Here is a 26637-nt window from a genome sequence, read left to right as displayed (position 1 = left end):
CTCGGCGGCATCGCGCCGGTGCCTGCGCGCCTGGCGCGTACGTGGCCGGCGGATCTGGTCGCCGGTGCGCGGATCGCGCAGGTCAACCTGCTGCATCATCTGAGCGAGCCCCGGGTGCGGCGCACCGCCGTTCCGGTGCAATTGCTGGTGGACACCACCGATCCGTTCGTCCCGGCCGCGGTCTACGACGCCTCCGCGCGCTGGGTCGACCAGCTGTGGCGCTGCGCCGTCCCGGCCGATCACTGGCTGCCGGTCACCGAACCCCTGCTGGTCGCCGAGGCGATCGCCAACTTCGTCGACGACTTGCGCGCCGACCGCACGGCGATCAGCCCGCGGCGCAGCAGCTGACCGCGACCGGAGGGCTACCCCGCGGGCGGGTTTGCGACAATGGGCCGGTCGCTTGCCCAGCTCACGAAGGATGTCCCCCGCCGCGATGGCCGAAAGCATGATCGATCCCGAGGACCTCGCGACCTGTCTGCGGGTCCTGGAGCAGGCGGGAACGCTGGAGAAGGATCATCCCGACTCGGTGACGGTGCAGCGTGCGGTCGGGCACATGTTCAAGAAGCTCAAGCAGCGGCGCAGGTCCGCGGCGCGCGAGGCGGTGTCGGCCGCCGACCAGGCGGTGGTCGCGGCCACCGCGACCGGCTCGCCGAACCGGATCGATGACGAGACCGCGGGCATCCCGATCAGCTCGGCCGCGAACGGCGCCAGCGCGGGCACGCTGATCCGTCCGCGTCCCTGCTACATCTGCAAGCAGCGCTACACCCGGGTGGACGCGTTCTATCACCAGCTGTGCCCGGATTGCGCGGCGAGCAGCCACGCCAAGCGTGATGCCCGCACCGATCTCACCGGGCGCCGCGCGCTGCTCACCGGCGGCCGCGCCAAGATCGGCATGTACATCGCGCTGCGACTGCTGCGCGATGGCGCGCACACCACCATCACCACCCGTTTCCCCAACGACGCCATCCGGCGTTTCACCGCGATGGACGACAGCGCGGACTGGCTGCATCGCCTGCGCATCGTCGGCATCGACCTGCGCGACCCGGCGCAAGTGGTCGCCCTGGCCGACGATGTCGCCGCGCAGGGGCCGTTGGACATCCTGATCAACAACGCGGCGCAAACCGTGCGCCGCTCCGCCGGGGCCTACAGCGCGCTGGTCGATGCCGAGTCCGGACCGCTGCCCGCGGGCGCGCTGCCGGATGTGGTGAGTTTCGGCAAGACCATGCAGGCCCACCCCACCGCGCTGACCGCCTCGCTGACTCCGTCCCTTTCCGCCGCCGATGTCGCCGAGCTGGCCCTGGTCGCCGGATCGGCGACGCCGGAACGCATTTCGCGTGGCGTGGCGATCGATGCGGGCGGTCTGGTGCCGGACCTCGCGCACACCAACAGCTGGGTGCAGACCGTCGCCGAGGTGGACCCGACCGAGCTGCTCGAAGTGCAGCTGTGCAACTCGGTCGCCCCGTTCATCCTGGTCTCCCGTCTGCGCCCGGCGATGGCGGCCGCAGCGGCGCGGCGCAAGTACGTGGTCAACGTGTCGGCCATGGAGGGGCAGTTCTCCCGTGCCTACAAAGGGCCGGGGCATCCGCACACCAATATGGCCAAAGCCGCGCTGAACATGCTGACCCGCACCAGCGCTCGGGAGATGTTGGAGAACGACGGCATCCTGATGACCGCCGTCGATACCGGCTGGATCACCGACGAGCGCCCGCACTACACGAAAATCCGCCTCGCCGAGGAGGGTTTCCACGCACCACTGGACCTGGTCGACGGCGCGGCGCGCGTCTACGACCCGATCGTGCAGGGCGAGAACGGCACCGACCTGTACGGCTGCTTCCTCAAGGACTATCAGCCTTCTCCCTGGTGAGCCGGTCGCGCCGGCGGTCGTACGGCACCGTCGACGGCCGGCGAGGGATACCCTGGAGGGGTGCTGTACCGGCTGCTTGCCGACGCCACGGCCGCCGCGCATTTCGCCTTCGTGGCCTACGTGGTGGTCGGCGGATTCCTCGCGTGGCGCTTCCCGCGCACGATCTGGCTGCATCTCGTCGCGGCCGGGTGGGGATTCAGCACGATCGTCTTCGGCCTCGAATGCCCGCTGACCCATGTGGAGAACTGGGCGCGCGAGCGCGCGGACCAGGCGCGGCTGCCGTCGAGCGGATTCATCGACCACTACATCACGGGCGTGCTCTACCCTGAGGACGCGCTCGGGCTGGTGCGGTCGCTGGCCGCCGTGCTGGTCGTGGTCTCGTGGATCGGCTACGTATCGATCCGGCGGCAACAGTCGGCCGCCGTCCGGCTGAACGCTCCGCAGTGAGAAACGTCCGCCGCTGCTTCACGCGTGCGCGAGACGGCGCCCGACGAAGTCGGCGACCTCCGCGGTGCGCTCATCGAGGTAGAAATGCCCGCCGGGAAACGTCGCCCGATCGAAGCCACCACTGGTGTGCGCCCGCCATTCGTCGGCCTGCTCGGGCCGCATCGTCGGGTCCTCGGTGCTGACCAGTGCCGCGATATCGGCGCGCAGCCGATCGCCCGGCCGATAGCGATAGGTCTCCACCGCCTGGTAATCGGCGCGTACCGCAGGCAGGACGAGTTCGGCGAGACTCGGTTCCGCGCGCAACATCTCGAGTGGCGCGGGATCGGCGGCCAACCGGATCAGGTCGCCGATGAGTTCGTCGTCGGAGGCCAGGTGCAGTCGCTGTGTCTCCTCGAACGTCGGTGCCGGGCGGCCGGAGACGAACAGCGTGGCGATCGGCTGCCCGCCGCGTTCGAGCCTGCGCGCGGTCTCGAACGCCACGGTCGCGCCCATACTGTGCCCGAACAACGACAGCCGGTCGACCACTCCCTGCGCCAGCACTTCCGCGGCGATCCGGTCGGCGAGCACACTGAGTTCGGTGATCGGCTCCTCGCCCAACCGGTCCTGCCGCCCGGGGTACTGCACGGCGTGCACCGCGACGCCCGCACCGAATCGCAGGGCCAGATTCCGATACGCCGTGGCCGGTCCGCCGCCGGGTGGGAAGCACAGCAGGCGGTGACGCGCGACCGTCTCGGATCGCAAAGTCCGCAACCACTCCGAATCGGTGAAGGCTCCAGCCACGGTTCGGTCTCCTTGCCCGTCGTGTGTCCCGGCGTCAACCTGGATCAGCCCACGGTAGTCGTCCGGTCGTACGGCACGGATATTGCCTCTGGCCTCAGAACCGCGGGATCGCCTTCGAGGGCGTCAGCTTCACATTGCCGGTCCAGTATTCGGAATTCGCCATGGTCTGCAGGAGTTCCGACGCCCGAGGAAGATCGGCGGCGTTGGCGGCGTCCAGATACTGGCCGGCGAGGTGAGGCATGATGAACCTGTTCATCAACTGGCCCCGTTCCTGGCTCCAGCCTTCGAACTGCACGGGCAGCGGATAGTCCGGGTTCGACTGCACGATGTTGCCCGCCGCGTCCCGGATGATCGTGCTCCCTCCGGCGAGCGCCTCGATACCCCTGATCTTGTCCCGGGTCGGCGCGCGGAAGTAGTCCTCGAGATAGTCGCGTTCTTCGCGGGTGAGTTCGGATTCCGCGACATGGTCGATGTAGCGGCGGTTCGCGATCCGGTGCGCTGTCTGCTGGAACAAGGCCATGTTGGCGGGTGAGCGACCCAGCTTGAGCACCGCGAGCGACGCCGCCGCCTCGCCGATGTACTTGTCTCCGTCCCAGACGCTCGGCGCGAAGTTCTGGCGGTAGTTGTAGGCCCGGATCGCGTCGATGACCATCTCTTGATCGCGGAATCCGGCATCGATCAGCGCGCTGCCCAGATCACTCAGCCCCCCACCGCGATTGACGACGCGGTCGATAGCCGCGGCGGCGCTGCGTGGCGTGTGCCGTCCGCCGTGCTCGCGGACGGCACTCCTGGCCCCCTCCATGAGCTGTTCGCGGGTCCGCATGTAGTTGACATTCCAGCCGCGTTCGTTGATCAGCGCGTTCGAGCGCCAGCCCCCGAGCTCCGCGCGATTCCGCAGTCGCGCGTGCGGGTCGAGCGGATTCCGTTTGTTGCCGAGCAGCAAGGCCGCGATCGGGCTGTTGTTGACGGTGTTGACGGCGGCGAGCCCGGCGATCAACCCGGCACCGGACAGGGAATGCGACGTGCCACCGGGGCCCATCCCGAGCGCGGCGCCCGAGCCGCCACCCTTGCCGCCGCCGCCCGCTCCTTGCACGGCGAGGGCGAACCGATTGGCGATCCAGTCGTTGCCGCGGCTGATGCCTGCGCTGAGCCGCTTCAACTGGAGGATGGCAACCACCTCGACGATGGCGCCGAGCACGAGCACGATCATCACCTGTCCACGCGCTTCGCGGAACAGATTACCCAGGAACAGAACATAGACCCCCAGAAAGATGGTGTAGGCCGCCATCCGGCCGGCCGCGACGAGACTGTCCACCATGTTGCGCACCAGGAACGTCTGCGTGGGGCCGTACACGAATCCGCCCGCGGCGAATCCGAAGATCGACATGAATCCGTGGTAGACCGAGTCCAGCGCGGCCCAAATGATCTTCAGCCCGAGATACATCCCGAAGCACAGCAGCACCGCGGCGCAGAACAGCAGCACCAGACCGGAACCGACCTGCCCGAACCCCGGATTGTCGGCCTTGGCGTAGGCCGCCGCGTCCCCGCAGGCACGCAGACCGTTCATCAGCCCGGAGTCGTCACCCGACCGCACCCCGGCGGACCAAGCGGCGGCGCAGCGCGGCGACTCGTCGACCACGTGCCCGAAGTTCCACACCTGCACCGGTTTCCGCACGAAGTTGTCCGCCAGATCGCCCTGCATCGTCGTGATCAGCCGGCCGGTGTCCGGCGCGGCATGGCCGTTCAGCCCGGCGGCCACCGAGATCCCGAGATCACGGCCCTGTGCCAGCAGACCGTGCGACGACAACACGTCCGCCAGCGGCTCGGCGAGGAAAATCGGACCGAATATCGCGACCCCCACCATCGTGACCACCTGCGCGGTGGCCTTGGCGTGGTATCCGCGCACCACGAACCAGCCGACGAAGAAAGCCCCGACCGCCGCCGCGACCGTCAGCAAGAGCGGGGTGGCGATCTGGCCGGTGACGTTGTCTGCGACTCCGGTCAGCGCGCGCCCGAACGGATCGAGCCATTGAAAGCTGATCACGAAGCCGATCACCCACACCCCGGTGGTGGTGATCACGAGGTATCCCACGAACTCCAGGCCGATCACAACCACCACGATCGTCACGATCGGACGGAGCACGCTGCCACCGCTGGAAGCGAAGAGGTAGTCGGTCACCCGGACACCGGCCGAATCCCGGACGTTCATCCAGCCCACAGCGTCGATGCTGGAGCCGACCCCGCTCTGGCCATCCGAGAAGGCCATCGCGGTGGCCCCGAGGACACCGGGAAAGACGAACAGCACGAAGACGAACGCGAGCAGATACACGATTCGTCGGCGCGTGCGGGACGCACCGATCCAGGTACGCCACCGGCCCAGCAGCGTGCGCGGTTGCCAGCGCGCCGGATCCCAGAACGCCATCTCCCAGGCATTCCACGAACACTGCGCTGCGGTGTCTCCCACTGTCGCAACGACATCCGTGAAGGTCAGGGAAGGCTTCGGCGGCACGGTAATCGGCTCTTTCCGGTCGACAATCGGTCAGCCGGGATCGATGAGTCACCGGCACGTTCCGTCCGGCGATGCTATGTTCCGCGGAGAGATTGCCCGAGAGATACAACCAGCGTGATCACAAATACCGGATGACTCTGCTCTTCGCCGATGGTCCGAAACCGATTCGGTAGAACCGCAAATGTATTCAGCCGACTGGCGCCGGCGTCCTCGGCCATGGATGCACGATGGCATGTGGCCGAGCAGCGGCGCCCGCCCGCACCCGCGCGGACAGGGCCGGATGGATCAGGCGTCGCCGAGGGGTGTCCGCGCCAGTCGTTGTTCGAGTTCGGCGACTCGCTGCCGGTAACCGTCCAATTCGCTGAGCCGCGAATCCATTTCGTGCATCAGCTGGGCGATGCGCGCGAGATAGCGGTGCGCGGGCCGATCGGCCCAGTAGTCGCCGGCGCGTCCGTATTCCACCGCACGATCGACGTCGCCCGCGGGAACACCCGCCGCGACGGCGTCCGCCGTGGCCGCCGCGAGCGCCGCCTCGAGCTGCTCCAAGCGCAGCCGGTTCGCCTGATCATGGCCCTTCCCCCCGCCGAGGGCGGCGCGCTCGGCGGCGAGATCCTGGATTTCCCGCAGGTATCCGGCGTTCTGGGCGTCCTGCACCGCCATCAGTTCGTAGTCGTGTTCGACCGGCGCGTGGCGAACTCGGTCGGGGATCAGTGCGGAACGCGGCTGCATATCGTTGCCGAAAGCGGGGATCTTCTCCCGGCCAGGGGGTGTCCGGACAATCCTCCTCGTCGGGACCGCGTACTCCGCACTGTCGGCATAGGCGTTCGTCATCGTCGCTCGACCTCACATATCGGTGCCGCGGGGTGTTGCGGTACGGCCAGTCATGCTCTACCCCTATGTCCGCACGTGACGGACAGGTCATCGGATTCACGCGCTGTTTTCCGCGCCGTGAGCCGCGGTGCAGCACCAGGACATATTGGCCGATACTGGGCCTCGCGTCGCCTGCCGCTATCCTCACTGGCGAGAAGACGTGTGTGACAGCTTCTTTCATGTCTTCGTCGGCAATCGGGCCGGAACACCTACGCGACTCCACTGTCCGGCGTACGTCCCGGTCCGCGGTGCGCCCGCTCCGGTCCGATCCGCTTACCGGCATTCCTTCCGCAATCGCGCCGAAACGTATCCGCGATCGCAGGGTCGCTGCCCGGGTACTCCCAGCGTCACGGCGCCGATGGCGACCGGGTCCGAGCGGCTACGACCCCGGCGTCGAGACACACCGCACACCTGCGCACCGGCGAAGTCGCCATCCCGATCCGCAACGCCGCAGGTGGCGCCAGATATCGGCGGCGCAACCCGGCCGTCGTGGCCGCCCCGGGCCCGCGCGAAGATCAACGGCGGCACGCGACTTCTCCGACGCGGCAACTACCCTGAAGCGAGTGAACACGCACGCACGGCTCGTCCATGACTACGAGGCCGGTATCGGTGTCACCGCCTCGCCCATCTCCCCCGCACCCGACCCGGGTAGCAATCTCGCCGCGACATTACCGGTCTGGGCGCTGGCGGCCGGTTCGGTCGCGACGCTGACGGCCGCGGCGAACCGTATGCGCGAAGCGCGTGGCCTCGATCCGGTGGCTCACCGCATCGACCCCACCCGTATCACCGCGGCCTTCTCCAGCGAGAAATTGCTCCGCGTCGGGGGCCGAGGGCCGGCGGTGTTCACCGACCTGTCCGGATTCTTTCCGACCTTCGACGGCTGGGTTCGCACGCACGCCAACTATCCGCACCACCGCGCCCGCCTGTTCGCTGCCCTGGACCTGCCCGAATCCGCGCCCGTCGATCTGGCCGTCGCCCAGATGGCCATGAGCCGCGCCTCCGATCTGGAGGAGCGGGCCGCCGCCCACGGCGCGATCGCGGTCCGGGTCCGCACCGAGCAGGAGTGGGCCGAGAGCCCGCAGGGACAGGCCGCCGCCGCGGGCCCCGTGGTGGCGATCGCACCCCGCGCAGACCGCGGCGAACCCGGCTTGCCGTCGGGTGCGGCACCCTTGCAGCCGCTGCGGGGTCTGCGAGTGCTCGATCTGACCCGGGTGATCGCGGGTCCGGTCGCGACGCGGGCGCTGGCGTTGCTCGGCGCCGAGGTCCTGCGGGTCGATCCGCCGCAGCTGCCGGAGATCCCGTGGCAGTACGCGGATACCTGCCAGGGCAAGCGCTCCGCGCTGGTGGACCTGCGCACGCACCGGATCGATGAGCTGATCGCCGCCGCGGACGTGCTGATCACCGGCTACCGTCCGGGCGCGTTGGAGCGCGCGGGCGTGCACGCCGCCAGCCGGCCCGGCCTGATCCACGGTCGGGTGTCCGCGTGGGGTGAGACCGGTCCGTGGGGCGGCCACCGCGGTTTCGACAGCATCGTGCAAGCCGCCTCCGGTATCTCGATCCTCGAAGGCGCCCCCGCGGTACCGGGTGCACTGCCCGCGCAGGCGCTGGACCACGCGTCGGGCTATCTGCTCGCCGCGGGCGTGATCGATGCGCTGGTCGCCCGCGGCCAGGACGGTGTCGGCCGGGACGTCCGCGTCGCGCTGGCTCGCACCGCGTCCTGGTTGCTCGACGCACCGGATCGCACGCCGCGTCACCCCAAGGCAGCCGCACCCAACCCGGCACATGTGGTCAGCCACGGACAGGTCGTCACCGCGGCACCCGCCCTCGCCGAATACCCGGATTACACCTGGCCCGCGCCCGTCTACGGCGCGGATCGACCCGCCTGGCCGCTACCGGCGCACTGACCGTCCCCGAGGCGCCGCGAAAATCCTTTGCGGCGTCTCGGTGGGGGCGATGAAATGGTTGTTCTCGCGTCGTCTGAACCTGCATGACGCTCATCGACACCGTTTCGGAAGGAACCCGCGCCGTGGACACCACGCTCGACCGCGTCGCCGAGCCGCTGGCCGGTCGGCGGGAGTGGTCCGAAAGTCCTGTGCGGGTCCGGATATCGGCGAAGGTCAACGGCGTTACGGAGATCGCACCGAGCACCTTCGCCTGTGACTCACTGAGCGCCATCGGTTTTGTCTTCCGTGCGATTGCCCCGCTGCCGCAGATATTCGGACGCGGTGCGCTTGCGAGGGCAAGCCGGGACGCAGTGCTCGTGAATCGCGATGATGCCGCGAGCCTGGCGGATGTCGATACCTGGCACCGTGGCGTCCTCGCACCCTTCGCCGACGAGTCGTCTCCTCATCGCAACACCGCCGATCCTTGCCCGAGCGCGGCCACGAACTGATCACAGCCGCGGTCGCCGTGATGGGTGAGCGCGAACCGGGCGTGCTCGAGGTTCTCGATCACCCGATTCGTGCAGGTTTGGGCGCTCCGGCGGCCGAGGACATCGGCGCGAGCGACGGGTTTCATCGGAGGTCCTTCGCAGGCTTGACCATTCCAGCCTCGGCGAGAACTCGGAACGCCGCGGCTTTGGCGGAGCACGTAGTGGCGTCGCAATCGATGAGCCGCTGCATGATCCGTTGCGCCTGTGCAACCGTGTAGGGCACCGTGGGCGCGTGGTGGCAGTGGTGGCTCAGGCGTTCGTCATCGTGCTCGAGTTCGGGCAGCTGTGGTGCGTGTTCGATCATCCAGGGCAGCACCCAGAACAGGAATAGCACCACGCCGACGACGACGGCTGTGACGATCAATACGACTGCAAGTTCTTCGGGCATCTCGATACCCCTCTGCGCGTGGACTTTCGCGTGGTGGCACCCGACGCCGAGGGCTCTGTGATCGACACCGGCATCACCCCGACGTCGGGTGCCAAGCAACGACGGTAAGAAGCCGAAGCGTGCTCGTCCAGACTCATGCTCCAATATGCTCGGAATCTATTTTTCCTGTGCGAGAGAGGCATTGAAGGTGGAACATTGAAGGCGCGCGAGCATATACCCACATATAGCGATTGGAGATTCGAGCCATGCGGTTACCGTTCCTCGGCAAGGGCGGCACCACCGGAGGCGGATGCCCCAGCCTCTACGCGACCGACCACGGCTACCTAGCGCAGGGATGGAAGACCGAATCACCCGCAACCATCGAGATTCCACACCTGCTGCTCGGCTTCGCACTCCCGGACACGTTCCTCGGGGCACAGATGACCGACACCGGGCGGGGTACGTTCACCCTGACGGGTACGCCGGTCACCGACCCGGAAGTACTCGAGAAACTGGACCTCTACGACGACGAAACATGCATCGAGGTTCCGATGGCAGAAAGGACTTTCTACGGTGCAACTCGTGCAGGATGAGGCATTCAACGACCTATTTCGCTCCTGCCGGCGCGAGGCGTTCCATTTGGAAGTCCAGGACACCTACGAGACTCCAGAGGAGTTCGAGCCGTTCCGGAAGTTCCTTCAGGACCAACCAGACGACTATGCATGGTTCCAACCGTGGCTCGATCATGTGCGGGAAGTGACCGGCCGTGGGGTAGCGGTCAACCGCGCCCGCGTAGTGACAGAACCTCACACCGACTACACGCGATTCGCGAAAGCGGTGGCGCGGTTCAATGCTGACGCCGGCGAGAACGTCCGCTATCTGCCGAGGCACTTGATCGACTCGGACGATCTGACCGTAGATGACTGGTGGTTGTTCGATGGCTCGTTACTGGCGTACACGATCTTCGAGCCGTCGGGCCGCTGGGTCGGTGGCGCCGTAACCACCGATCCTCGGTTGATCGAGTACTGTCGGGCTGTGAAAGAGCGCGTGTGGACGCTCGCTACTCCTCTCGCGGAGTACGCCGACCGGTGAGTGGTTCGCTTCACGAAATGCGCGAAGCTCTCGGGGGTCGACTCCGGGAGCTTCGCCTCAACTCGGGCCTCACCGGCACACAACTCGCCGACCTCGCCGGTTGGCATCAGACCAAGGTGTCAAAGATCGAGTATGGGAAGACCAAACCGACCGACGCCGACATCCGGACATGGTGTAAACACACAAACTCCGCCGACCACCTGCCGGATCTCATCGCGACTGTCCGCAACATCGAGGCGTCATATCTGGAGTGGCGCCGAGTACTTGGAACCGGCACGAAACGGCGGCAGCAGGCCTCGATCAAGTTGGAAGCCGAGACGCGGCTGATGCGTTGGTATGAGCCGGTTCTCATCCCTGGCCTGTTACAGACCGCCGAGTACGCGGAAGAGATCATGCGCAATGTGATCGAGTTCCAGAGCATACCCAATGACCTCGAAGAAGGCGTATCTAAGCGGATGGAACGCCAACAGATCCTGTACCAGCGGAAGCATCGGTTCCACTTCGTGATCGGCGAACAGGCGCTACGGACGACTGTCGGCGATGACCAGATCATGGCCGGACAACTGGATCGCCTGCTCGCCGTGCTGGGCATGCCACGGGTTCTGTTCGGGATCGTGCCAGCCGAAACCCCCTATCAAGTTCCCATATCGAACTTCATCATGTTCGACAATCGCATGGTGATGGTCGAGAACGTGACAGCCGAACTCACGATCACCCAGCCGCGCGAGGTCGCCACGTACGGGCGAGCGTTCGACGTCTTGGCGAAGCAGTCCGTGACGGGCAAGGCTGCGCGTGCTTTGATTTCCGCAGCCCTCGAGCGGCGGTCCGCTTCCTCCTGAGCGTATGCATTGCGTCGACGCGAATCTCCGATTGTCCGACCACCCTGGTTCCGGCTCAATCAGCCGGGCCAGGTTGGCCCCGGGCCTACGGGTTCAGCCGATCCGCGAATTCGACTGCGCCATATCTCCCGGAGAACTGGCGAGCGAGGACTGATCAGCAGCGGCTAGCTAGAGCTGCCACCGCCTGCGCAAGCCGGTCCCCGTCCGGAAGCTTCGCCTCCGGGACGATCGTTTGCAGCACGCCGAGTCCCTGCACGAGCACGAAATACAGCTCCGCGATCGCCTCTGCCTGGTCCTCGCTCAACTGCGGGTGCGCCGCTCGCAGGGCCTCCGACATGTCCCGATACGCCCCGGGCAGGCTCTCGGCGAAGAATTTCTGGGATTCCGGTGAGCGCGCGACGCGCACCAGGTTTTCCATGCTCGCCAGCATGCTGTCGCGATTGTCGGTGAATACCGCTGGCATCGCATTCCACAGGGCGGCGAATGCGGCCAGTGGTGTAGCGCCGCCCTGGCGGATCAGCGCCTCCATGCTGTCGCCGATCGCGGTGCCGAGAGCGTCGGTCAGTGCCTCGGTGATCAACTGCTCCTTGGAGCCGAAGTGGTAACCGATCGCCGCCAGGCTCACACCGGCGGCGGAGGCGATGTCACGGGCCGTGGCTTTGGCCACGCCGCGCTCGATGATGACCTTTCGCGCTCCCGCCAGCAGATCCTCGCGATTTCCCATGATCACAGGCTACAACGTCTCAGACAAATGTACTAGACGTATGTACCAACTCCGCCACTTCCGAGCTATCGGCACCTCGGCGCGGGGGCAGCGCTACGGATGGATAGTCTCATGCTGTGCGGCAGAAGATCATCCTGGACGTCGACACCGGCATCGACGATTCCCTCGCCCTGCTGTACCTGCTCGGCTCCCCCGAGGCCGAGATCGCGGGGATCGCGGCCACCGCGGGCAATGTGCCCGCGGCGCAGGTGGCGGCCAACAATCTCGCCTGGCTGGATGTCTGCCACGCACCCGACATCGAGGTGGCGCTCGGCGCCGCCGACCCACTGGCGATCCCGCTGCGCACCACCGAGGACACGCACGGGCCACAGGGTGTCGGGTACGCCGAACTGCCCGCCTCCGCCCGCCGCCTCTCGTCGCGTTCGGCCGCGCGGATGTGGGCCGACCTGGCGCGTGCGCATCCCGGCAAGATCGTCGGACTCTGCACCGGCCCGCTGACCAATCTCGCCCTCGCACTGCGGATCGAGCCCGAACTGCCGGTGTTGCTGCACCGCTTGGTGATCATGGGCGGCGCGTTCAACCACCCCGGCAATACGACGCCGACCAACGAATGGAACGTGCACGTCGATCCCGAGGCCGCCAAAGAGGTCTTCGACGCCTTCGCCGCGGCACCGGCGGACCGCAGGCCGATCGTCTGCGCGCTCGACGTCACCGAGACCATCGAGATGCGACCCGAGCACCTGGTCCGTCTCGCCGAGCGCGCGAAAAGCTTTCCGGTGGAACACGTCTCGTCTGCGGAGCCGCCCGGGTCCCGCTCGGTCGCGAGCAATCCGATAGTCCGGCACGTCACCGACGCGGTGCGGTTCTACTTCGACTTCCACGACGGCTACGACCTGGGCTACCTCGCTCACATGCACGATCCGTTCGCGGCCGCGGTGGCGCTGGATCCGTCGCTGGCGCGCACCCGGCCGGCGACGGTGGACGTCGAATTGGCGGGCACCATCACCCGCGCGACCACGGTCGCCGACTGGGCGGGCATGTGGGGACGCGAACCGAACGCCGACATCGTGATCGGCACCGACCCGGAGCTCTTCTTCGAACGGATGATCACCCGGATCGGCGATCTCGCACGGACGGTCCACCCGCCCGCCGCCCAGGAGGTCCGGTGACCGGCCCCGACGACACCGATTACCTGTCCGCCTTCCGCACCGAGCTCGGACTCCCCGGAATCGTCGACGTCCATACCCATTTCATGCCCGACCAGGTGCTGCGGAAGGTGTGGGCATACTTCGACTCGGCCGGTCCGCTGATCGGGCGCGCCTGGCCGATCACCTACCGCGCCGACGAACAGGTCCGGTTGAAGACCTTGCGCGACTTCGGCGTCCGAGCCTTCACCGCGCTGGTATACCCGCACAAGCCGAAGATGGCCGCATGGCTCAACGAATGGACCGCCGACTTCGCGGCGCGCACCCCGGATTGCCTGCACACCGCGACGTTCTTTCCCGAGCCGGAGGCCGAGAGCTATGTCGCCGCGGCCGCGCGGGGCGGAGCCCGCGTCTTCAAAGCGCATGTCCAAGTCGGTGACTACCATCCAGGAGACCCGATCTTGGATCCGGTTTGGGGCCTGCTGGAGGACGCGCAGATCCCCGTCGTGATCCATTGCGGTTCCGGACCGGCGCCGGGAACGCACACCGGGCCGGAACCGATCGCCGGTGTGCTGCGGCGCTTTCCCCGCCTACCGCTGATCATCGCGCACATGGGCACGCCCGAGTACTCCGAATTCCTCGACCTTGCCGAGGCTTACCCGAACCTCCGGCTCGACACCACCATGGTGTGGACCGATTTCTCCGAGGCCGATGCCCCCTTCCCGGTCGGCGAGCACAGCAGGCTGCGCTCCCTGGCCGACCGCATCCTGTTCGGCAGCGATTTCCCGAATATCCCGCACTCCTACGGCCATTCGATCCAGGCGCTCGAGCGGCTCGACCTCGGCGACGACTGGCTGCGTCAGGTCTGCTATCACAACGCGGCGACGTTGTTCGGCATCGAATGACCCTGGGATCCGATTACCCGCTCAGGCTGCGACGACCGTGAAACGGGCACGTCGGTGGGCGGGCCGTTCCGCTTCGTCGAGGAGTGCGACCGCGAAGTCCTCGATGGAGATGGCAGAGAGGCCGTCCGCGCGCGCGAGCAGTTCGTCCGTACCCAGACGGTAGGTCCCGGTCCGCTTGCCGGGCACAAGCTCGGTGGGCGGGCTCAGGTAGGTCCAGTCAGCGGCCGTATCGGCGCGGCACAGCGCGAGCTGGTCGGCGCAGGCCTGGGCGATACCGCGTAGTTCTGCGGGGAATTCCGGTGTTTCGTGCAGGGTCACGCCCCCCGCTCCCGGCACGGTCAAGGTGGCCGCTCCCCCGACGACGAGCAACCGGACGCCGGTGCGGGCCAGCCCGGCGAGCAGCACCGAGGTGACCACGGAAAGTTCGTGCTCGCGGCCGAGGGCGGGCCTCGTCGCCGTGATGACCAGATCCTGTCCGGTGCTGAGCGAAACCACGTCGTCGAGTCTCGACGCGTCGCCACGCCGGACCACCGCCTCGGCGGGAACGGTGGTCGCACGACCCGGATCACGAACCACGGCGGTGACCTCATGCTCGCGTGCCAACGCCTCGGCCACCACCCGACGCCCCACGTCACCTGCCGCGCCGAACACCGTAATACGCATGATGTGGCGCCCCTTTCCAAGTCACTTAGTTCTAAGGAACATAGCTTAGCGCTGAGCTATCGCTGCTATGAGATAACTCACCGCTGAGCTATTCGTTAGAGTGCGGTGGTGACCGATCATGTCGACCGGGTGCTCGCACAGTGGCAGGCGCAGCGCCCTGACCTGGACGTCTCACCCATGGCCGTACTGGGGCGCCTGACCAGGCTGTCCCAGCTGACCTGGGCCGAACTGCGCAGGACCTTCGCCGCGCACGGTCTGGACGCCGCGTCCTTCGATGTGCTGGCCACTCTGCGCCGCGCCGACCCGCCGCACTGCCTGACCCCGACCGAGCTGATGCGCGCCGCCATGGTCACCTCCGGTGCCATCACCCAGCGACTGGACCGACTCGAAGAGCGCGGACTGGTGCGCCGCTCCCGCAGCGAATTCGACGGGCGGGGAATCCGCGTCACGCTCACCGCCGCGGGCCACGAACTCATCGACGCGGCGCTACCCGATCACATTGCGACCGAGCGACGTCTGCTCGAACCGCTCAGCGCCGAGCAACGCGAGCAGCTGGCGGGCATATTGCGCACCTTGCTCGAATCACTCGGCGACTCCGTCTAGCTGCGGCAGACCGGTGTGGCGCTCCACTGCGCCACACCGGCACAACCGCCTTTATGGAGTCCGATCGAAATGGAAGGGACAGTGCGAGCCACCTCTGCCGATGGTGGTCGGCCGCTCGAAGCTGAACCCGTGCTTCGCCGGGTCGATAGCCTCGATCCAATTCGCGTCGAACTCGCACATCACCGGCGTCAATTCCGGTGCCGAATGCGCGACCAGCACTTCGTGATAGAAGCAGCGCGTGACATCCACATGATAGGCGCGGTTGTCATCGGCCGGGCGCACGAAGGTGAAACCGTCGCCGAAGGCGTACCGCTCTCGCGCCTTCGATACCGCGACCATGGCGGCGAACGGATCCGGCGCGGCGTCCAGCATGGCGCGGGTGCCTGCGCGCACCGAAGCGCCGAGAGGTTCGACGAACGCGCGGCGCAGCGCCGCGATCGTCGCGGTGCGTCCCAGATGCGGACTCAGCATCCGGTAAGCCACCACGAGCGCGAGAGTCATGCGCAGATTATGGGCGGCAGGTTCGTCGATGATGCGATGCCGATTGGCGGCGACGGATTCCTCTAGGCGCGAATGCATTTCGGCGACGAGACCGGTGTCGAGGTCGTGCTCACGTACGGTAGCCGCGACGTGGTCGAAAAACGCATCGATGATCGCGGTGGCATCGCCGGAAGGATCGGGGACGTAGTCGCCGCCGAGGTTGTAATGGTCGGTGTGCACAAGGGTCCTTTCGAGACTCTCGCCGGTCTCGAAAACACAGCCACACCACCGAGGGCAGAGTCGGCCGTGCCCGCCACCGACGAGCACGCCAACGCGCTCCACCGACCTACCTGGCGCTGACGATCTGGTTGATTCGTACCGCCGTAGCATGCCATGGGCACGAGTCCGCCGTCCACTCCACGCGGTCCCGACACGGTATCCACGCTGTTTCGTCACGCGGCACGCGGACGCCGCTGATCGGTGAGATCGATGCGGATGGTCAGCAGGTTCGTCCCGAGTGCTCGGACGATGGCGCTGTTCATCCGCGGGAGGGTGGCGAGACGGGCGATGGGGTCGTCGTCGGGCAGGGGGTGCGCGGTGCCGTTGCGCCAGCGTCCGTCGATCGGCGAATGCCATTCGAACACAGACATCCTGGGCACCGCGGGCGAATGACAGCAAGAGCATCGACCGACCCGCGCGGCGGACCCGCGGTCAGCGGCCGTCGAAGGCTCGCAGCAGTTCCTCGGCGGCGAGAGCCGCGGTCAGGGTGCCGTCGCGAACCTGCTTCTCCACCTGCGCCCGAATCGCTTTCACCTCCGGGTTGTCCGCAAGCCTGCGCAGTAGTTGATCGTGCACCATGGTCCAGGTCCAATCGACCTGTTGGCGGCGGCGCTTCTCGTCGAACTCCCCGGCTTCGGTGAGCACTCGGCGATGCTCGAGCACCGTGTCCCAGAAACGGTCCAGCCCGATCCCGTGCAATCCGCTCATGGTCAGCACCGGCGGACGCCACAGAGCGTCGTGCGGGTGGATCAGCCGCAGTGCCCCCGCGAGTTCCCTAGCGGCTGCTTTGGCCTCGGTCTCGTGTTTGCCGTCGGCCTTGTTCACCGCGACCACGTCCGCGAGTTCGAGCACGCCCTTCTTGATGCCCTGTAACTGGTCACCGGTCCTGGCCAGGGTGAGGAAGCAAAACACGTCGACCATGTTCGCGACAGTGACCTCGGACTGACCCACGCCCACGGTCTCGACCAGGATCACGTCATATCCCGCCGCTTCGAGCAGCACAATGGTCTCGCGGGTCGCCTTGGCGACGCCGCCGAGCGTGCCCGCCGTGGGCGAGGGGCGGATGTAGGCGTTGCGTTCCACCGAGAGCCGCGCCATCCGGGTCTTGTCGCCGAGAATGGAGCCGCCGGTCCTGGTCGAGGACGGATCCACGGCGAGCACGGCGACCCGGTGCCCGGCACCGATCAGGTGCATACCGAGCGCGTCGATGAAGGTGGATTTGCCCACGCCGGGAACGCCGGTGATGCCGACTCGATTCGAGACCGGCGGGCGTCCGGACGCCCCCGCCTCGGGCGTCACCTTCAGCAACAGTTGCTGTGCCAGCGCTCGGTGATCGGCCCTGGTGGACTCCACCAACGTGATCGCCCGCGCCAGGGCGGCCCGCTCATTGGCACGGACCGCCGCGGCGAGCGCGTCGACGTCGATCGTCCGGCGCGCGGCCGCCTTCGCGGTGTGCCGCGCTGCTGAACCCGATTCGCTCATTCCGTGGCGGCGGAATCCGCGGCGCCGCTACCGAGTTCGTGACCGAGTTCCGCGCCGAGCTTCTTCAGCAGGTCGATCGCCGCGTCGGCGATCACGGTGCCGGGCGGGAAGATCGCCGCGGCCCCGGCCTGGTAGAGCTCGTCGAAGTCACCGGGCGGGATGACGCCGCCGACAATGACCATGATGTCGGGGCGCCCGACATCGGCCAGTGCCTGCCGCAGCGCGGGCACCAGCGTGAGGTGGCCCGCCGCCAGCGACGACACCCCGACGACGTGCACGTCGTTGTCGGCCGCCTGCTGCGCCACCTCCTCCGGAGTTTGGAACAGCGGGCCCACGTCGACGTCGAAGCCGAGATCGGCGAAGGCCGTGGCGATCACCTTCTGTCCCCGGTCGTGGCCGTCCTGGCCCATCTTCGCGACGAGAATGCGCGGGCGGCGGCCCTCGGCCTCGGCGAACTCCTCGACCAGCTCGCTCGCCTTGGTGATGTTGGTGACCTTTCCTGCCTCGTCGCGGTACACACCGGACAGCGTACGGATCTCGGCCTGATGGCGTCCGTACACCTGTTCCAGTGCGTCGGAGATCTCGCCGACGGTGGCCTTGGCCCGTGCCGCGTCGATCGCCAGCGCGAGCAGGTTGTTCGCCATGCCGCCCTCCGAGGAGGCGGCGGCGCGGGTCAATTCGGCCAGCGCGCGGCGCACCGCGTCGGGGTCCCGTTCGGCGCGCAACCGCTGCAGCTTCTCCAGCTGCTCGGCACGCACCCGGGAGTTGTCGACCTTGAGGACCTCGACTTCGTGATCCTCTTCGACCTGGTACTTGTTGACGCCGATGACCGGCTGCTGCCCGGTGTCGATGCGCGCCTGGGTGCGCGCGGCGGCCTCCTCGATGCGCAGCTTCGGGATGCCCTCGCCGATCGCCTGCGCCATGCCGCCGTGCGCCTCGACCTCGGCGATGTGCGCACGCGCCCGGTGGGCCAGCTGGTGGGTGAGCCACTCGACGTAGTACGAACCGCCCCACGGGTCGATCGGGCGGGTGGTGCCCGACTCCTGCTGGATGAGCAGCTGCGTGTTGCGGGCGATGCGGGCGGAGAAATCCGTCGGCAGCGCCAGCGCCTCGTCAAGTGCGTTGGTGTGCAGCGACTGGGTGTGGCCCTGGGTGGCGGCCATCGCCTCGATGCAGGTGCGCGCCACGTTGTTGTAGGCGTCCTGGGCGGTGAGCGACCAGCCGGAGGTCTGCGAATGGGTGCGCAGCGACAGCGATTTCGCGCTCTTCGGGTTGAACTTCGCGACCAGCTCGCTCCACAGCAGGCGCCCGGCGCGCAGCTTCGCGACCTCCATGAAGAAGTTCATGCCGATGGCCCAGAAGAACGACAGCCGCGGCGCGAACTCGTCGACCTCCATGCCCGCGTCGATGCCGGCGCGGATGTACTCCACGCCGTCGGCGAGGGTGTAGGCCAGCTCCAGGTCGGCGGTCGCGCCCGCCTCCTGGATGTGATAGCCGGAGATGGAGATCGAGTTGAACTTCGGCATCTTCGCGCTGGTGTAGGCGAAGATGTCCGAGATGATCCGCATCGAGGGCTTCGGCGGATAGATGTAGGTGTTGCGGACCATGAACTCCTTCAGAATGTCGTTCTGAATAGTTCCGGCCAGCTGCTCGGGCGCGACGCCCTGTTCCTCCGCGGCGACGACGTACAGCGCCAGGATCGGCAGCACCGCGCCGTTCATCGTCATCGAGACGCTGACCTGGTCCAGCGGGATGTGGTCGAACAGCTGACGCATGTCCAGGATCGAGTCGATGGCCACGCCCGCCATGCCGACGTCACCCTGTACGCGCGGGTGGTCGGAGTCGTAGCCGCGGTGCGTCGCCAAGTCGAACGCCACCGACAGGCCCTTCTGGCCCGCTTGCAGATTGCGCCGGTAGAAGGCGTTGGAGTCCGCGGCGGTGGAGAAGCCCGCGTACTGGCGGATGGTCCACGGCTGGTTGACGTACATCGTGGGGTACGGCCCGCGCACGAACGGCGCGACGCCGGGCACGCTGTCGAGCGGATACCCTTCGGCCGCAATGGCATCCCGGTCGGCCTTGGTGAACACCGGCGGCACGTCGATGCCTTCAGGCGTCGACCACACCAGTTGCTCGGGTGCGTACCGGTTGGCCGCCGCTGCAGCCCGCACGTAAGCCGCCACCTGCGCCGCGTCAACCGCGGCAGGCTCCGGCGCGCGCTCGGTCAGCGGAACCTCGGCGAAACTGCCGATCACGTGCTTGATCTCACGAGTAGTCATCAGGCTCCCACCTTCTCCAGCAGGCCGGACAGCGCGGCGACCGCGTCGATGCGCGCGGCGAGGAATCCGTCGGGGCGTTGCGCGTCGTCCAGGTCGGCGACGGCCTTCGCCGCACCGGCCAGCAGCACGGTGGGCACGCCCGCGGCACGCAACTGCTGCACCGCCGCACCGGCCTCGGCCCCGTACCGCGCGTCCGACCCGCACAGCACCGCGATCGGCGCACCGGATTCGGTTGCCGCCGAGGCGATTCCGCTCACCTCGAGCGGGCCGGGATGGATCGACTCGATTCCGCCCGAAGCCAGGAGGTTCGCGACGAAGGTGACCCGGACATTGTGCTCGGCGACCGAACCGAGCGGCACCAGCAGCGCTTTCGGCCGGGTGCCGTGTTCGGCCAGGTAGGCGTCGGACCGGTTGCGCAACTGCTCGAACGCGGCGCCGTAGCGGGCGACCCGGCCCGGCTGCCTTGCGGCCTCCGACAGTGGCCGCTCGGCCAGGTTCGGGAATTCGTTCACGCCGGTGACGGCGGCTTTTCGGTGCGCGACATCGGTGTCGCGGGCGGCCTTGGTCGCGGTGATCCGCTCGGCGAGCAGACCGGACGCCAGCGCGGCCGGGTAGCCACCGGCCGCCTCGATCTCCTGCAGGAACTCCCACGCCTTCGCCGCCAGCGCGGCGGTGAGGTCCTCGACGTACCAGGAACCCGCGCCGGGGTCGAGCACGTGGCCCAGATGCGATTCCTCGAGCAGCAGCAGCTGGGTGTTGCGCGCCATGCGGTCGGCGAACGACTTCGAGACACCGAGTTCGCCGGGCGGCAGGGCGGAGTCGAACGCAAGCACGGTGACGGTGTCCGCGCCGCCGACGCCGGCCCCGAACGCGGCGAGCGTGCTGCGCAGCATGTTCACCCAGGGATCACGCTGGCTCATCATGGCAGCCGAGGTGACCGCGTGCTGGGGCGCGCCGCCGAAATCCGGTGCTCCGCACACCTGCGCGACCCGCGCCCAGAGCTGCCTGGCGGCACGGAACTTCGCGATGGTGGCGAACTGATCGTCGGTGGCGGCGAAGCGGAATTCCAACTGCGCCAGCGCGTCGGCGAGGCCGAGGCCCTCGGTGAGCGCCCGGAGGTAGGCCAGTCCGGCCGCGACGGCAGCGCCCAGTTCCTGGGCGTCGGAGGCTCCCGCCTCGTGGAAGACGGTGCCGTCCACGGTGATCGCGCGCACCGTCTCCGGCCGCCCTGCCGCCCGTCCGGCGAGTGCGCAGGCCTCCGCGAGACCGATGTCGGCGAGGCCGGCGAATCGACTGGTCAGCGGCGCGGCGCCGAGTGCGACCCGGATGTCCTCGCGCGCGGGGGCCGCATAGCCGTCGAGCACGGCGAACGCCTGCTCCGCCGCCTCGTCGGCGGCGCCGCCCGCGTTCAGGGTGAGCGGAGCCAGCTCGAACAGCAGTCCCGCCAATGCCGTCGGCAGCTCGGCCACCGGCACGCCGCGTTCGCCGACACCGAGCCAGATGGCACTGATCCCGTTCTCCAGCCCGGCCAGGATCTCCCGGTTGGCCGCCGCGGCATCACAATCACTCACTTGGGCGCTGACGAACCAGCCTCGGTGCACGTCCCGGGTGGCGTCGCGTCCGCGGACGAACGGGAAGGTTCCCGGCAGCGGCTGCTCGGGCAACTCGTCGCGGCCGGTGTAGAGCGGGGCAACGGTCAGCCCGTCGTAGGTGGTCTCGTCGAGCAGCCGCTCGGGCTCCTCGGGAAGTTCGGTGACATCGACCCGGCGAGCCTTCGCCAGGACTCCGGCGACACCCTTGCGCCATGCGGCGAACTCGGGCACCGGATCCGCCCCAGAATCTGAAGCAATCGGCATAGCTTGCTGTTCCTCTTCCTCGACACGAGCGCACCGGCAGTGTGCACCCGATACCCACGCATTCGCCCAGCTCAGCGACTACTTCGGTTAACGAGTATTCGTCCCGTTTCTCCCGATGCTAGCGGGCGTATTCCGGGCCGGTTGATCCTGCCCGCCACTACCAACCGGTAACCTGTGGCCGGTGACGAGGCTGATCCGTGACCCACGTATCGTCGCGCTGATCCTCGGCGCGGCCGCGTTGTTCGGCGCGGCGCTGCTGATTCCGCTGCCGAGCCCACGCCAGATCCAGGAGTGGGCGGCCTCGGTCGGCCCGGTCTTCCCGCTCCTATTCTTCCTGGTCCATGCGCTCGTGACGGTGGCGCCGATCCCCCGCACCGTGTTCACCGTCAGCGCAGGACTGCTGTTCGGTCCACTGCTCGGCATCACGCTCGCGGTGAGCGCCACGACCGTCAGTGCCGCGCTGGCCATCCTGCTCGTGCGCGCGCTGGACCGCGATCAGGTCACCGCCCGGCTCACCCATCCCGCGGTGCGCGCCATCGATGACCGGCTCGCGCGCCGGGGCTGGCTGGCCGTCGGCTCGCTGCGGCTCATCGCGGCAGTGCCGTTCTCGGTGATCAACTACTGTTGCGGGTTGTCCTCGATCCGCTTCTGGCCGTACCTGATCGCCACGCTGCTGGGCGTGCTGCCCGGCACGATCGGCACGGTCATCCTCGGCGACGCGCTCACCGGGACGACCCATCCGGCGATGCTGGTGCTGTCCGGCATCTGTCTCGCGATCGGCCTCGTCGGGCTGCTCGTCGACGCACGATGGAAGACCTCGCCGGAAGCGTCCGCCGAGTCCGTGCCGGTCTCGTCGTAGGCGGCTTACGCGCCTTCACTCGCCCCGACGCACAAGCGCCCACCCCGAACCGTCACACGACCCGACGCACAAGCGCCCACCCCGAACCGTCACACGACCCGACGCACAAGCGCCCACCCCGAACCGTCGCTCAGCCCTGGCACGGGCTACGGACGGACTCTGTCCGACTGTCGTCCCTTCTGCGGCTCCCTCGAGCCGTCGCTCAGCCCTGGCACGGGCTACGGACGGACTCTGTCCGACTGTCGTCCTTTCTGCGGCTGCCCTGAGCCTTCGCACGACCCGATGCACGAACGGCTGCCCCGACCCCGCCCGACTGTGTCTTCGCCGCAGCACTCAGTCCGCGGCGAGTTCCACCGGGACCGCGATAACGTCCACCATGGCGCCGTTGCGCAACACCGTTACCGGCAGCTGTGCGCCGATCGCCTCCGCGAACAGCTGCCGCTGGATGCCTTGCGCGTCGCGCACTTCCGAGCGCCCGACGCTGAGCACCAGATCGCCGCGGCGCAGTCCGGCCTCGTCGGCGGGGCCGCCGCGGATCACCTCGACGATGCGTACCCCGGCGGCTTGGCCGGTGCGTTCGGCGACCGGCTCCGGTAGCGGCGCCGGAACGCCGACCAGCCCGAGGTATGCGCGCCGGACCCGGCCCTCGCGATGCAGAGTGCCGACGATCCGGCGCGTCGTCGCATTGATCGGAATGGCCAATCCGAGGCCGATTCCGGCCACCGCGGTGTTGATCCCGACTACCCGGCCCGCCGAATCCGACAGCGCGCCACCGGAGTTGCCGGGGTTCAGCGCGGCGTCGGTCTGGATGACGTCCTCGATCACCCGTCCCGCGCGGCGGGAGGCGACCGGAACCGCGCGTCCGAGCGCGCTCACCACCCCGGCGGTGACCGAACCCGCCAGGCCGAGTGGGCTGCCGACGGCCACCACCAGCTGGCCGACCACCAACTGATCGGCGTCGCCGAGCGTCACCGCGTCCGGCGCGCCGCCGCGGGCGCGCAGCACTGCCAGATCCGACAGCGGATCGATGCCGCTCACCTCGAACCGGGACTCCACCCCGTCGGCGAAGACGATCTCTCCCGAGCGGGCCGATCCGATGACGTGCGCGTTGGTCAGCAGGAACCCGTCGTCGGTGAACACGACCGCCGATCCGGTCCCCCGCCTGGTCCGTACGCTGGCCACGTGCGGCGTCACCGACGCCGCCACCGCGATCACCGTGCGGGAGTACGCATCCATCGCGGCGTTGTCCACGCCGACCACCACCCTGTTTGCCGGAATTGCACCACTGTGTCCAGCATGCCCCCGGCACGCGCGCGATGCATCGTGTTCGCCACAGGCGCAACCGCACTGTGGTGAACCGGGCGTGTCGCGGGGCGGCAGATCTCCGGCTGCGGCGGCGCCGAGACCTTGGCCCGCTGTCCACTGTGCGAACCGGGCCGGTGTCAACCAACCCGCGGTCAGGTGGCACTGGTGTAAGCGCCACGTGCGGGTCGGGAGGTACAAACATGCGAGGCTCGAGTGGGGCCGGTGTGGGCGTTCGCCGAGGGTCGGCCGACGTGCCCGTTGGGGCTGGTGCGACAGACCGGCCCCCGCCCATGTCCAGGGACGTTACGCCGACGGCAGCCGGTCGAGGAACCCGTGCACGCTCGTGATCCGGTCGTCCGCGGCGAGGGTGATCACATCCGAACCCGCGACCGGTGCGCTGCCGTCGGCGAGCGAGACCAGTTCCCATGAGAAACGCGCGATGTCGTGGTGGCCGTCGACCGAGCCCAGCAGACGGAACTCGAAGCCGGGGAACTGCGTTTGCACTCCCCCGATGGCCGCCGCCAGCTGGTCGTGCCCGACGACGTCCGCGAGGGGGTCGGTGTACGCGCCGTCCTCGGTCCACGCGGCGGCGACCGCCTTCACCCTGGCTTCCGCATCGGTGGCATTCCATGCGGCGAAATACCGATCGACCGCTTCCTGGTAGCGCGACATGATGAATCCTCCTGTGCCGTAATGGTTTTCGTCATCCGAACCGGATCTCTCCGATCGGCTGACCACTACCTTGCCGTGCACTGGTCACCGCGTCGATTACGCGCGAGGTAATGATTGCCGAATACCGGTAGCGGTACGACTCAGCGCAGCCAACCTTTCTTCTTGATGTAGGCCAGCGGTAGCGCCGCGGCCAGCAAGGTCAGCGCGGTGGCGACCAGGAACCCGTACTGCCATTGCACGTCGGGCAGCCATGTGTAGAGGGTGGCGATCAGTGTGGGCGGCAGGAAGATCGCGCTGATGGCGGTGAGTACCGTGACGATCCGGTGCTGCCGCAGCGCCGACCACGCCAGCACGGATTGCTGGAGATAGCGAACTTTGTCGTGCTGGATGCCCGCGTGCTGTTTCACCCCGTCGATGTCCGCGAGGAGGATACCGATCAGCTCGTCCAGCTCGCGATGTCCCGGCTGCATGTCGGCGGCCAGGTGGCGTGCGGCGCGGGCCAGTTGCAGCTGGGTCTCCTGGATACGGGCGACATTCTGTTCGGCCGCGTCCATCCGCGACATCGCGGCGCGCAGGTCGATCGCGCGGCCGCCGGTCACCGTCTCGATCTCGTCGTGCACCTGCGCCAGGGTCGCGCTCATCGCCCGGATCACCCGTTCCGATGTCTCGTTCAGCGCCCAGAGCAGCGCGTACATCACCCCGTGCGGGGAGCCGGTGAGCTCCGGGTTGCGGCGCATCTTCGCGACCGCCCGGTCGAACGGGGGGAAATGCTCGGACGGCTGCAGCGTCACGAGGAACTCACTGCCGAGCGCGAAAACGATCGTCTCGCGTTCGATGGTCTCGCCGCGCTGATACGTGGCGGCCACCGGGAAATAGAGAAAGTCGTCGGTCTCCCAGACCCGGTCGCCTGCGGCGGCGAAGTCGACGCCGAGCCGTTCCCGGAGCACGGCAGAGGTGTCGGTATCCGCTCTCGCCAGCGGAATCCAGTGCTGCTGGAGCACTTCGGTATCGAAGTGGTCGGCGGTCACGGCGTCGAGAAAGATGGTCATCGGCCGCTACCCCGAGAAGATCGAGCCCGACGAGAAGCCGACCGGCCCCTGCGGACACGCGTAGCGAATCGCCCGGCGCGCAAGATCCGATGCGCGATATGAAATCTCGGCTTTCTCGAGCAATGTGGCCATAACGAGGGCTCCAATACTTACTATCGTTCGGGGTGAGCGCACCCCTCCCCCACCAGGGATGGACGCGCTTGGACCGGCCGCGCCGCACGAAAACCAGGGCAGAGCTCGCCGCCCCGCGTCCACCAGGGACGACCATGGAATTCCGTACCGCGCCGGACGATCAGGCCGGAACCGCCCGGCCATCGATCGCACGCACAGATCAACGACGAACCGGCACAACCAGTTCCGCGACGACGGCTCGGCGGTAGACGTCGATACTGTCATCCGGCATCTGCCGCTCACCTCGTTCCGTCGGTCGATCGACGCACGAATTGCGCCATCCATCATTAGAAACCCCCGGCCGGGGTACGTCAATCAGTTGACCAAGTATTCGACAGCGCGCCACCCACCGGAAATCTGCGGGCACCGGACAGGGGAACAACCTGCAGGACAACACTTTTCGGTGCGATGCCGATGCGTGACTCGACCCGCTCTTACTCCTCCACATCCACCCCATAGCGGCGGGCCAGCACGGCGAGACCGCTGCGATAGCCCTGTCCGACGGCGCGCAAGCGCCAGACATCGCCACGCAGATAGATTTCGGCGAGCAGCAGCGTTCGCTCCTCGGTGGCCGCGTCCAACGTCGCGCGGGCCACGACGCCCGCCTCGACACCCGGCGTCGCCTCGAACTCGAGGGCGCCGACGTCACCGAAGGTGACATCGGCGCCGTCCAAGGCGACGGCCAGCACGATCCGGCGAACGTGTCCGGGCAGGTCCTCCAGGCGCAGTGCGAATGACTGCTCGTCGGGACCGTCGGCGCTCAACCGCGCACCCCGGGTCTCGGGCTGGTTGTAGAAGACGAAGTCCTCGTCGCCGGCGACCTGCTCGTCTCCGTCGACCAGGAACGCCACCAGATCCACCGCCCAGCTGCCGTTCTGCGTCCAGGACGCCCGGATCGTCCAATCCGGACCGTACTCGCCCACCGGAAGATCCATCACCTGGCCGCGAGCCAGCGCCACCGGCTCGGCC

The 26637-nt window shown here is 67.9% G+C and carries 25 protein-coding genes and 2 pseudogenes; 12 read left to right on the top strand and 15 right to left on the bottom strand.

Going from position 1 to position 26637, the window contains the following annotated elements; all coding sequences use genetic code 11:
* The 3 genes and pseudogenes from NA4_RS29365 to NA4_RS29355 all read left to right on the top strand — a co-directional run.
* A pseudogene (locus NA4_RS29365) lies at positions 1–348 on the top strand (alpha/beta fold hydrolase); the annotation flags it as partial.
* An 85-nt stretch (positions 349–433) separates the two neighbouring features.
* Complete coding sequence (locus tag NA4_RS29360) at positions 434–1864, top strand: SDR family NAD(P)-dependent oxidoreductase (RefSeq protein ID WP_067477277.1); 1431 nt, start codon at positions 434–436, stop codon at positions 1862–1864.
* Between the two features lie 60 nt (positions 1865–1924).
* Positions 1925–2311 (top strand): DUF2784 domain-containing protein, encoded by a 387-nt coding sequence (locus NA4_RS29355; protein WP_067477256.1) that lies wholly within the window; start codon positions 1925–1927, stop codon positions 2309–2311.
* Positions 2312–2329: 18 nt separating this feature from the next.
* Here NA4_RS29355 and NA4_RS29350 read toward each other — a convergent pair whose 3' ends face one another.
* The 3 genes from NA4_RS29350 to NA4_RS29340 form a co-directional block, all read right to left on the bottom strand.
* A complete protein-coding gene (locus NA4_RS29350) occupies positions 2330–3091 on the bottom strand; it encodes a thioesterase II family protein (RefSeq protein WP_067477253.1) in 762 nt (253 codons plus the stop codon).
* Positions 3092–3185: 94 nt separating this feature from the next.
* Positions 3186–5555, bottom strand: coding sequence for a hypothetical protein (locus NA4_RS29345; RefSeq protein WP_157129376.1), 2370 nt, complete (start codon positions 5553–5555; stop codon positions 3186–3188).
* Positions 5556–5885: 330 nt separating this feature from the next.
* Positions 5886–6431 (bottom strand): hypothetical protein, encoded by a 546-nt coding sequence (locus tag NA4_RS29340; protein WP_067477246.1) that lies wholly within the window; start codon positions 6429–6431, stop codon positions 5886–5888.
* Between the two features lie 602 nt (positions 6432–7033).
* Between NA4_RS29340 and NA4_RS29335 the strand changes: the two genes are divergently transcribed.
* Together NA4_RS29335 and NA4_RS29330 are read left to right on the top strand one after the other, a co-directional pair.
* Positions 7034–8374 (top strand): CoA transferase, encoded by a 1341-nt coding sequence (locus NA4_RS29335; RefSeq protein ID WP_084497534.1) that lies wholly within the window; start codon positions 7034–7036, stop codon positions 8372–8374.
* Between the two features lie 122 nt (positions 8375–8496).
* Positions 8497–8862, top strand: a complete 366-nt coding sequence (locus NA4_RS29330) for a hypothetical protein (protein ID WP_157129375.1) — start codon at positions 8497–8499, stop codon at positions 8860–8862.
* 121 nt (positions 8863–8983) lie between these two features.
* Here the strand turns inward: NA4_RS29330 and NA4_RS29325 are convergent, their stop codons facing one another.
* Entirely contained in the window at positions 8984–9289 is a 306-nt protein-coding gene (locus NA4_RS29325) for a hypothetical protein (protein WP_067477239.1), read from the bottom strand.
* Positions 9290–9534: 245 nt separating this feature from the next.
* Here NA4_RS29325 and NA4_RS29320 point away from each other — a divergent pair, with 245 nt between their 5' ends.
* From NA4_RS29320 to NA4_RS29310, 3 genes are read left to right on the top strand one after another with little or no spacing between them, the layout of a single operon-like run.
* Entirely contained in the window at positions 9535–9861 is a 327-nt protein-coding gene (locus NA4_RS29320; protein ID WP_067477236.1) for a hypothetical protein, read from the top strand.
* A complete protein-coding gene (locus NA4_RS29315; protein WP_245671637.1) occupies positions 9851–10360 on the top strand; it encodes a DUF6879 family protein in 510 nt (169 codons plus the stop codon). The genes NA4_RS29320 and NA4_RS29315 overlap by 11 nt, the downstream gene beginning before the upstream one ends.
* A gap of 17 nt (positions 10361–10377) precedes the next feature.
* Complete coding sequence (locus NA4_RS29310) at positions 10378–11199, top strand: helix-turn-helix domain-containing protein (protein WP_245671636.1); 822 nt, start codon at positions 10378–10380, stop codon at positions 11197–11199.
* Positions 11200–11353: 154 nt separating this feature from the next.
* Here NA4_RS29310 and NA4_RS29305 read toward each other — a convergent pair whose 3' ends face one another.
* On the bottom strand, positions 11354–11923 hold the full coding sequence (locus tag NA4_RS29305) for a TetR/AcrR family transcriptional regulator (protein ID WP_067477268.1): 570 nt from the start codon (positions 11921–11923) through the stop codon (positions 11354–11356).
* 116 nt (positions 11924–12039) lie between these two features.
* Here NA4_RS29305 and NA4_RS29300 point away from each other — a divergent pair, with 116 nt between their 5' ends.
* Both NA4_RS29300 and NA4_RS29295 read left to right on the top strand, forming a co-directional pair.
* Complete coding sequence (locus tag NA4_RS29300) at positions 12040–13092, top strand: nucleoside hydrolase (protein ID WP_067477231.1); 1053 nt, start codon at positions 12040–12042, stop codon at positions 13090–13092.
* Positions 13089–13973, top strand: a complete 885-nt coding sequence (locus tag NA4_RS29295; protein ID WP_067477228.1) for an amidohydrolase family protein — start codon at positions 13089–13091, stop codon at positions 13971–13973. Before NA4_RS29300 ends, NA4_RS29295 begins: the two co-directional genes overlap by 4 nt.
* A gap of 21 nt (positions 13974–13994) precedes the next feature.
* On the opposite strand, the gene NA4_RS29290 is transcribed toward NA4_RS29295, so the two are convergent.
* A complete protein-coding gene (locus NA4_RS29290; RefSeq protein ID WP_067477225.1) occupies positions 13995–14636 on the bottom strand; it encodes an NAD(P)-dependent oxidoreductase in 642 nt (213 codons plus the stop codon).
* 108 nt (positions 14637–14744) lie between these two features.
* On the opposite strand from NA4_RS29290, the gene NA4_RS29285 reads away from it, so the two are divergent.
* Entirely contained in the window at positions 14745–15239 is a 495-nt protein-coding gene (locus NA4_RS29285) for a MarR family winged helix-turn-helix transcriptional regulator (RefSeq protein ID WP_067477223.1), read from the top strand.
* A 51-nt stretch (positions 15240–15290) separates the two neighbouring features.
* Here NA4_RS29285 and NA4_RS29280 read toward each other — a convergent pair whose 3' ends face one another.
* From NA4_RS29280 to NA4_RS29260, 5 genes and pseudogenes are all read right to left on the bottom strand, one after another.
* On the bottom strand, positions 15291–15959 hold the full coding sequence (locus NA4_RS29280) for an L-2-amino-thiazoline-4-carboxylic acid hydrolase (protein ID WP_067477220.1): 669 nt from the start codon (positions 15957–15959) through the stop codon (positions 15291–15293).
* 212 nt (positions 15960–16171) lie between these two features.
* A pseudogene (locus NA4_RS29275) lies at positions 16172–16342 on the bottom strand (PNPOx family protein); the annotation flags it as partial.
* 88 nt (positions 16343–16430) lie between these two features.
* On the bottom strand, positions 16431–17480 hold the full coding sequence (meaB, locus tag NA4_RS29270; protein WP_067477214.1) for a methylmalonyl Co-A mutase-associated GTPase MeaB: 1050 nt from the start codon (positions 17478–17480) through the stop codon (positions 16431–16433).
* A complete protein-coding gene (gene scpA, locus NA4_RS29265) occupies positions 17477–19756 on the bottom strand; it encodes a methylmalonyl-CoA mutase (protein WP_067477211.1) in 2280 nt (759 codons plus the stop codon). Before scpA ends, meaB begins: the two co-directional genes overlap by 4 nt.
* On the bottom strand, positions 19756–21612 hold the full coding sequence (locus tag NA4_RS29260) for a methylmalonyl-CoA mutase family protein (RefSeq protein WP_067477208.1): 1857 nt from the start codon (positions 21610–21612) through the stop codon (positions 19756–19758). The genes scpA and NA4_RS29260 overlap by 1 nt, the downstream gene beginning before the upstream one ends.
* 181 nt (positions 21613–21793) lie before the next feature.
* Between NA4_RS29260 and NA4_RS29255 the strand changes: the two genes are divergently transcribed.
* Positions 21794–22471: a TVP38/TMEM64 family protein gene (locus tag NA4_RS29255; protein ID WP_174553012.1), complete on the top strand. Its 678-nt coding sequence runs from the start codon at positions 21794–21796 to the stop codon at positions 22469–22471.
* Between the two features lie 333 nt (positions 22472–22804).
* Here NA4_RS29255 and NA4_RS29250 read toward each other — a convergent pair whose 3' ends face one another.
* From NA4_RS29250 to NA4_RS29235, 4 genes are all read right to left on the bottom strand, one after another.
* Positions 22805–23707, bottom strand: coding sequence for a S1C family serine protease (locus tag NA4_RS29250; protein ID WP_174553014.1), 903 nt, complete (start codon positions 23705–23707; stop codon positions 22805–22807).
* 372 nt (positions 23708–24079) lie between these two features.
* Positions 24080–24448, bottom strand: a complete 369-nt coding sequence (locus NA4_RS29245; RefSeq protein ID WP_067477261.1) for a nuclear transport factor 2 family protein — start codon at positions 24446–24448, stop codon at positions 24080–24082.
* Positions 24449–24588: 140 nt separating this feature from the next.
* The gene (locus tag NA4_RS29240; protein ID WP_067477205.1) at positions 24589–25497 is read right to left on the bottom strand and encodes a CorA family divalent cation transporter; all 909 of its coding nucleotides are present in this window, start codon (positions 25495–25497) and stop codon (positions 24589–24591) included.
* Between the two features lie 605 nt (positions 25498–26102).
* The coding region (locus NA4_RS29235) for a TerD family protein (protein ID WP_169811143.1) at positions 26103–26637 on the bottom strand (535 nt) is incomplete at its 5' end.

Source organism: Nocardia amamiensis NBRC 102102, from assembly GCF_001612745.1.
Classification (GTDB): domain Bacteria; phylum Actinomycetota; class Actinomycetes; order Mycobacteriales; family Mycobacteriaceae; genus Nocardia; species Nocardia amamiensis.
This window is presented reverse-complemented; position numbering and strand designations above follow the sequence as displayed.

Coding starts and splice junctions, on each gene's coding strand:
- NA4_RS29305 (WP_067477268.1), bottom strand. CDS start 11,923: ATGGGAAATCGCGAGGATCTGCTGGCGGGAGCGCGAAAGGTCATCATC.
- NA4_RS29240 (WP_067477205.1), bottom strand. CDS start 25,497: ATGACCATCTTTCTCGACGCCGTGACCGCCGACCACTTCGATACCGAA.
- NA4_RS29250 (WP_174553014.1), bottom strand. CDS start 23,707: ATGGATGCGTACTCCCGCACGGTGATCGCGGTGGCGGCGTCGGTGACG.
- NA4_RS29310 (WP_245671636.1), top strand. CDS start 10,378: ATGCGCGAAGCTCTCGGGGGTCGACTCCGGGAGCTTCGCCTCAACTCG.
- meaB (WP_067477214.1), bottom strand. CDS start 17,480: ATGAGCGAATCGGGTTCAGCAGCGCGGCACACCGCGAAGGCGGCCGCG.
- NA4_RS29290 (WP_067477225.1), bottom strand. CDS start 14,636: ATGCGTATTACGGTGTTCGGCGCGGCAGGTGACGTGGGGCGTCGGGTG.
- NA4_RS29245 (WP_067477261.1), bottom strand. CDS start 24,448: ATGTCGCGCTACCAGGAAGCGGTCGATCGGTATTTCGCCGCATGGAAT.
- NA4_RS29320 (WP_067477236.1), top strand. CDS start 9,535: ATGCGGTTACCGTTCCTCGGCAAGGGCGGCACCACCGGAGGCGGATGC.
- NA4_RS29360 (WP_067477277.1), top strand. CDS start 434: ATGGCCGAAAGCATGATCGATCCCGAGGACCTCGCGACCTGTCTGCGG.
- NA4_RS29340 (WP_067477246.1), bottom strand. CDS start 6,431: ATGACGAACGCCTATGCCGACAGTGCGGAGTACGCGGTCCCGACGAGG.
- NA4_RS29325 (WP_067477239.1), bottom strand. CDS start 9,289: ATGCCCGAAGAACTTGCAGTCGTATTGATCGTCACAGCCGTCGTCGTC.
- scpA (WP_067477211.1), bottom strand. CDS start 19,756: ATGACTACTCGTGAGATCAAGCACGTGATCGGCAGTTTCGCCGAGGTT.
- NA4_RS29260 (WP_067477208.1), bottom strand. CDS start 21,612: ATGCCGATTGCTTCAGATTCTGGGGCGGATCCGGTGCCCGAGTTCGCC.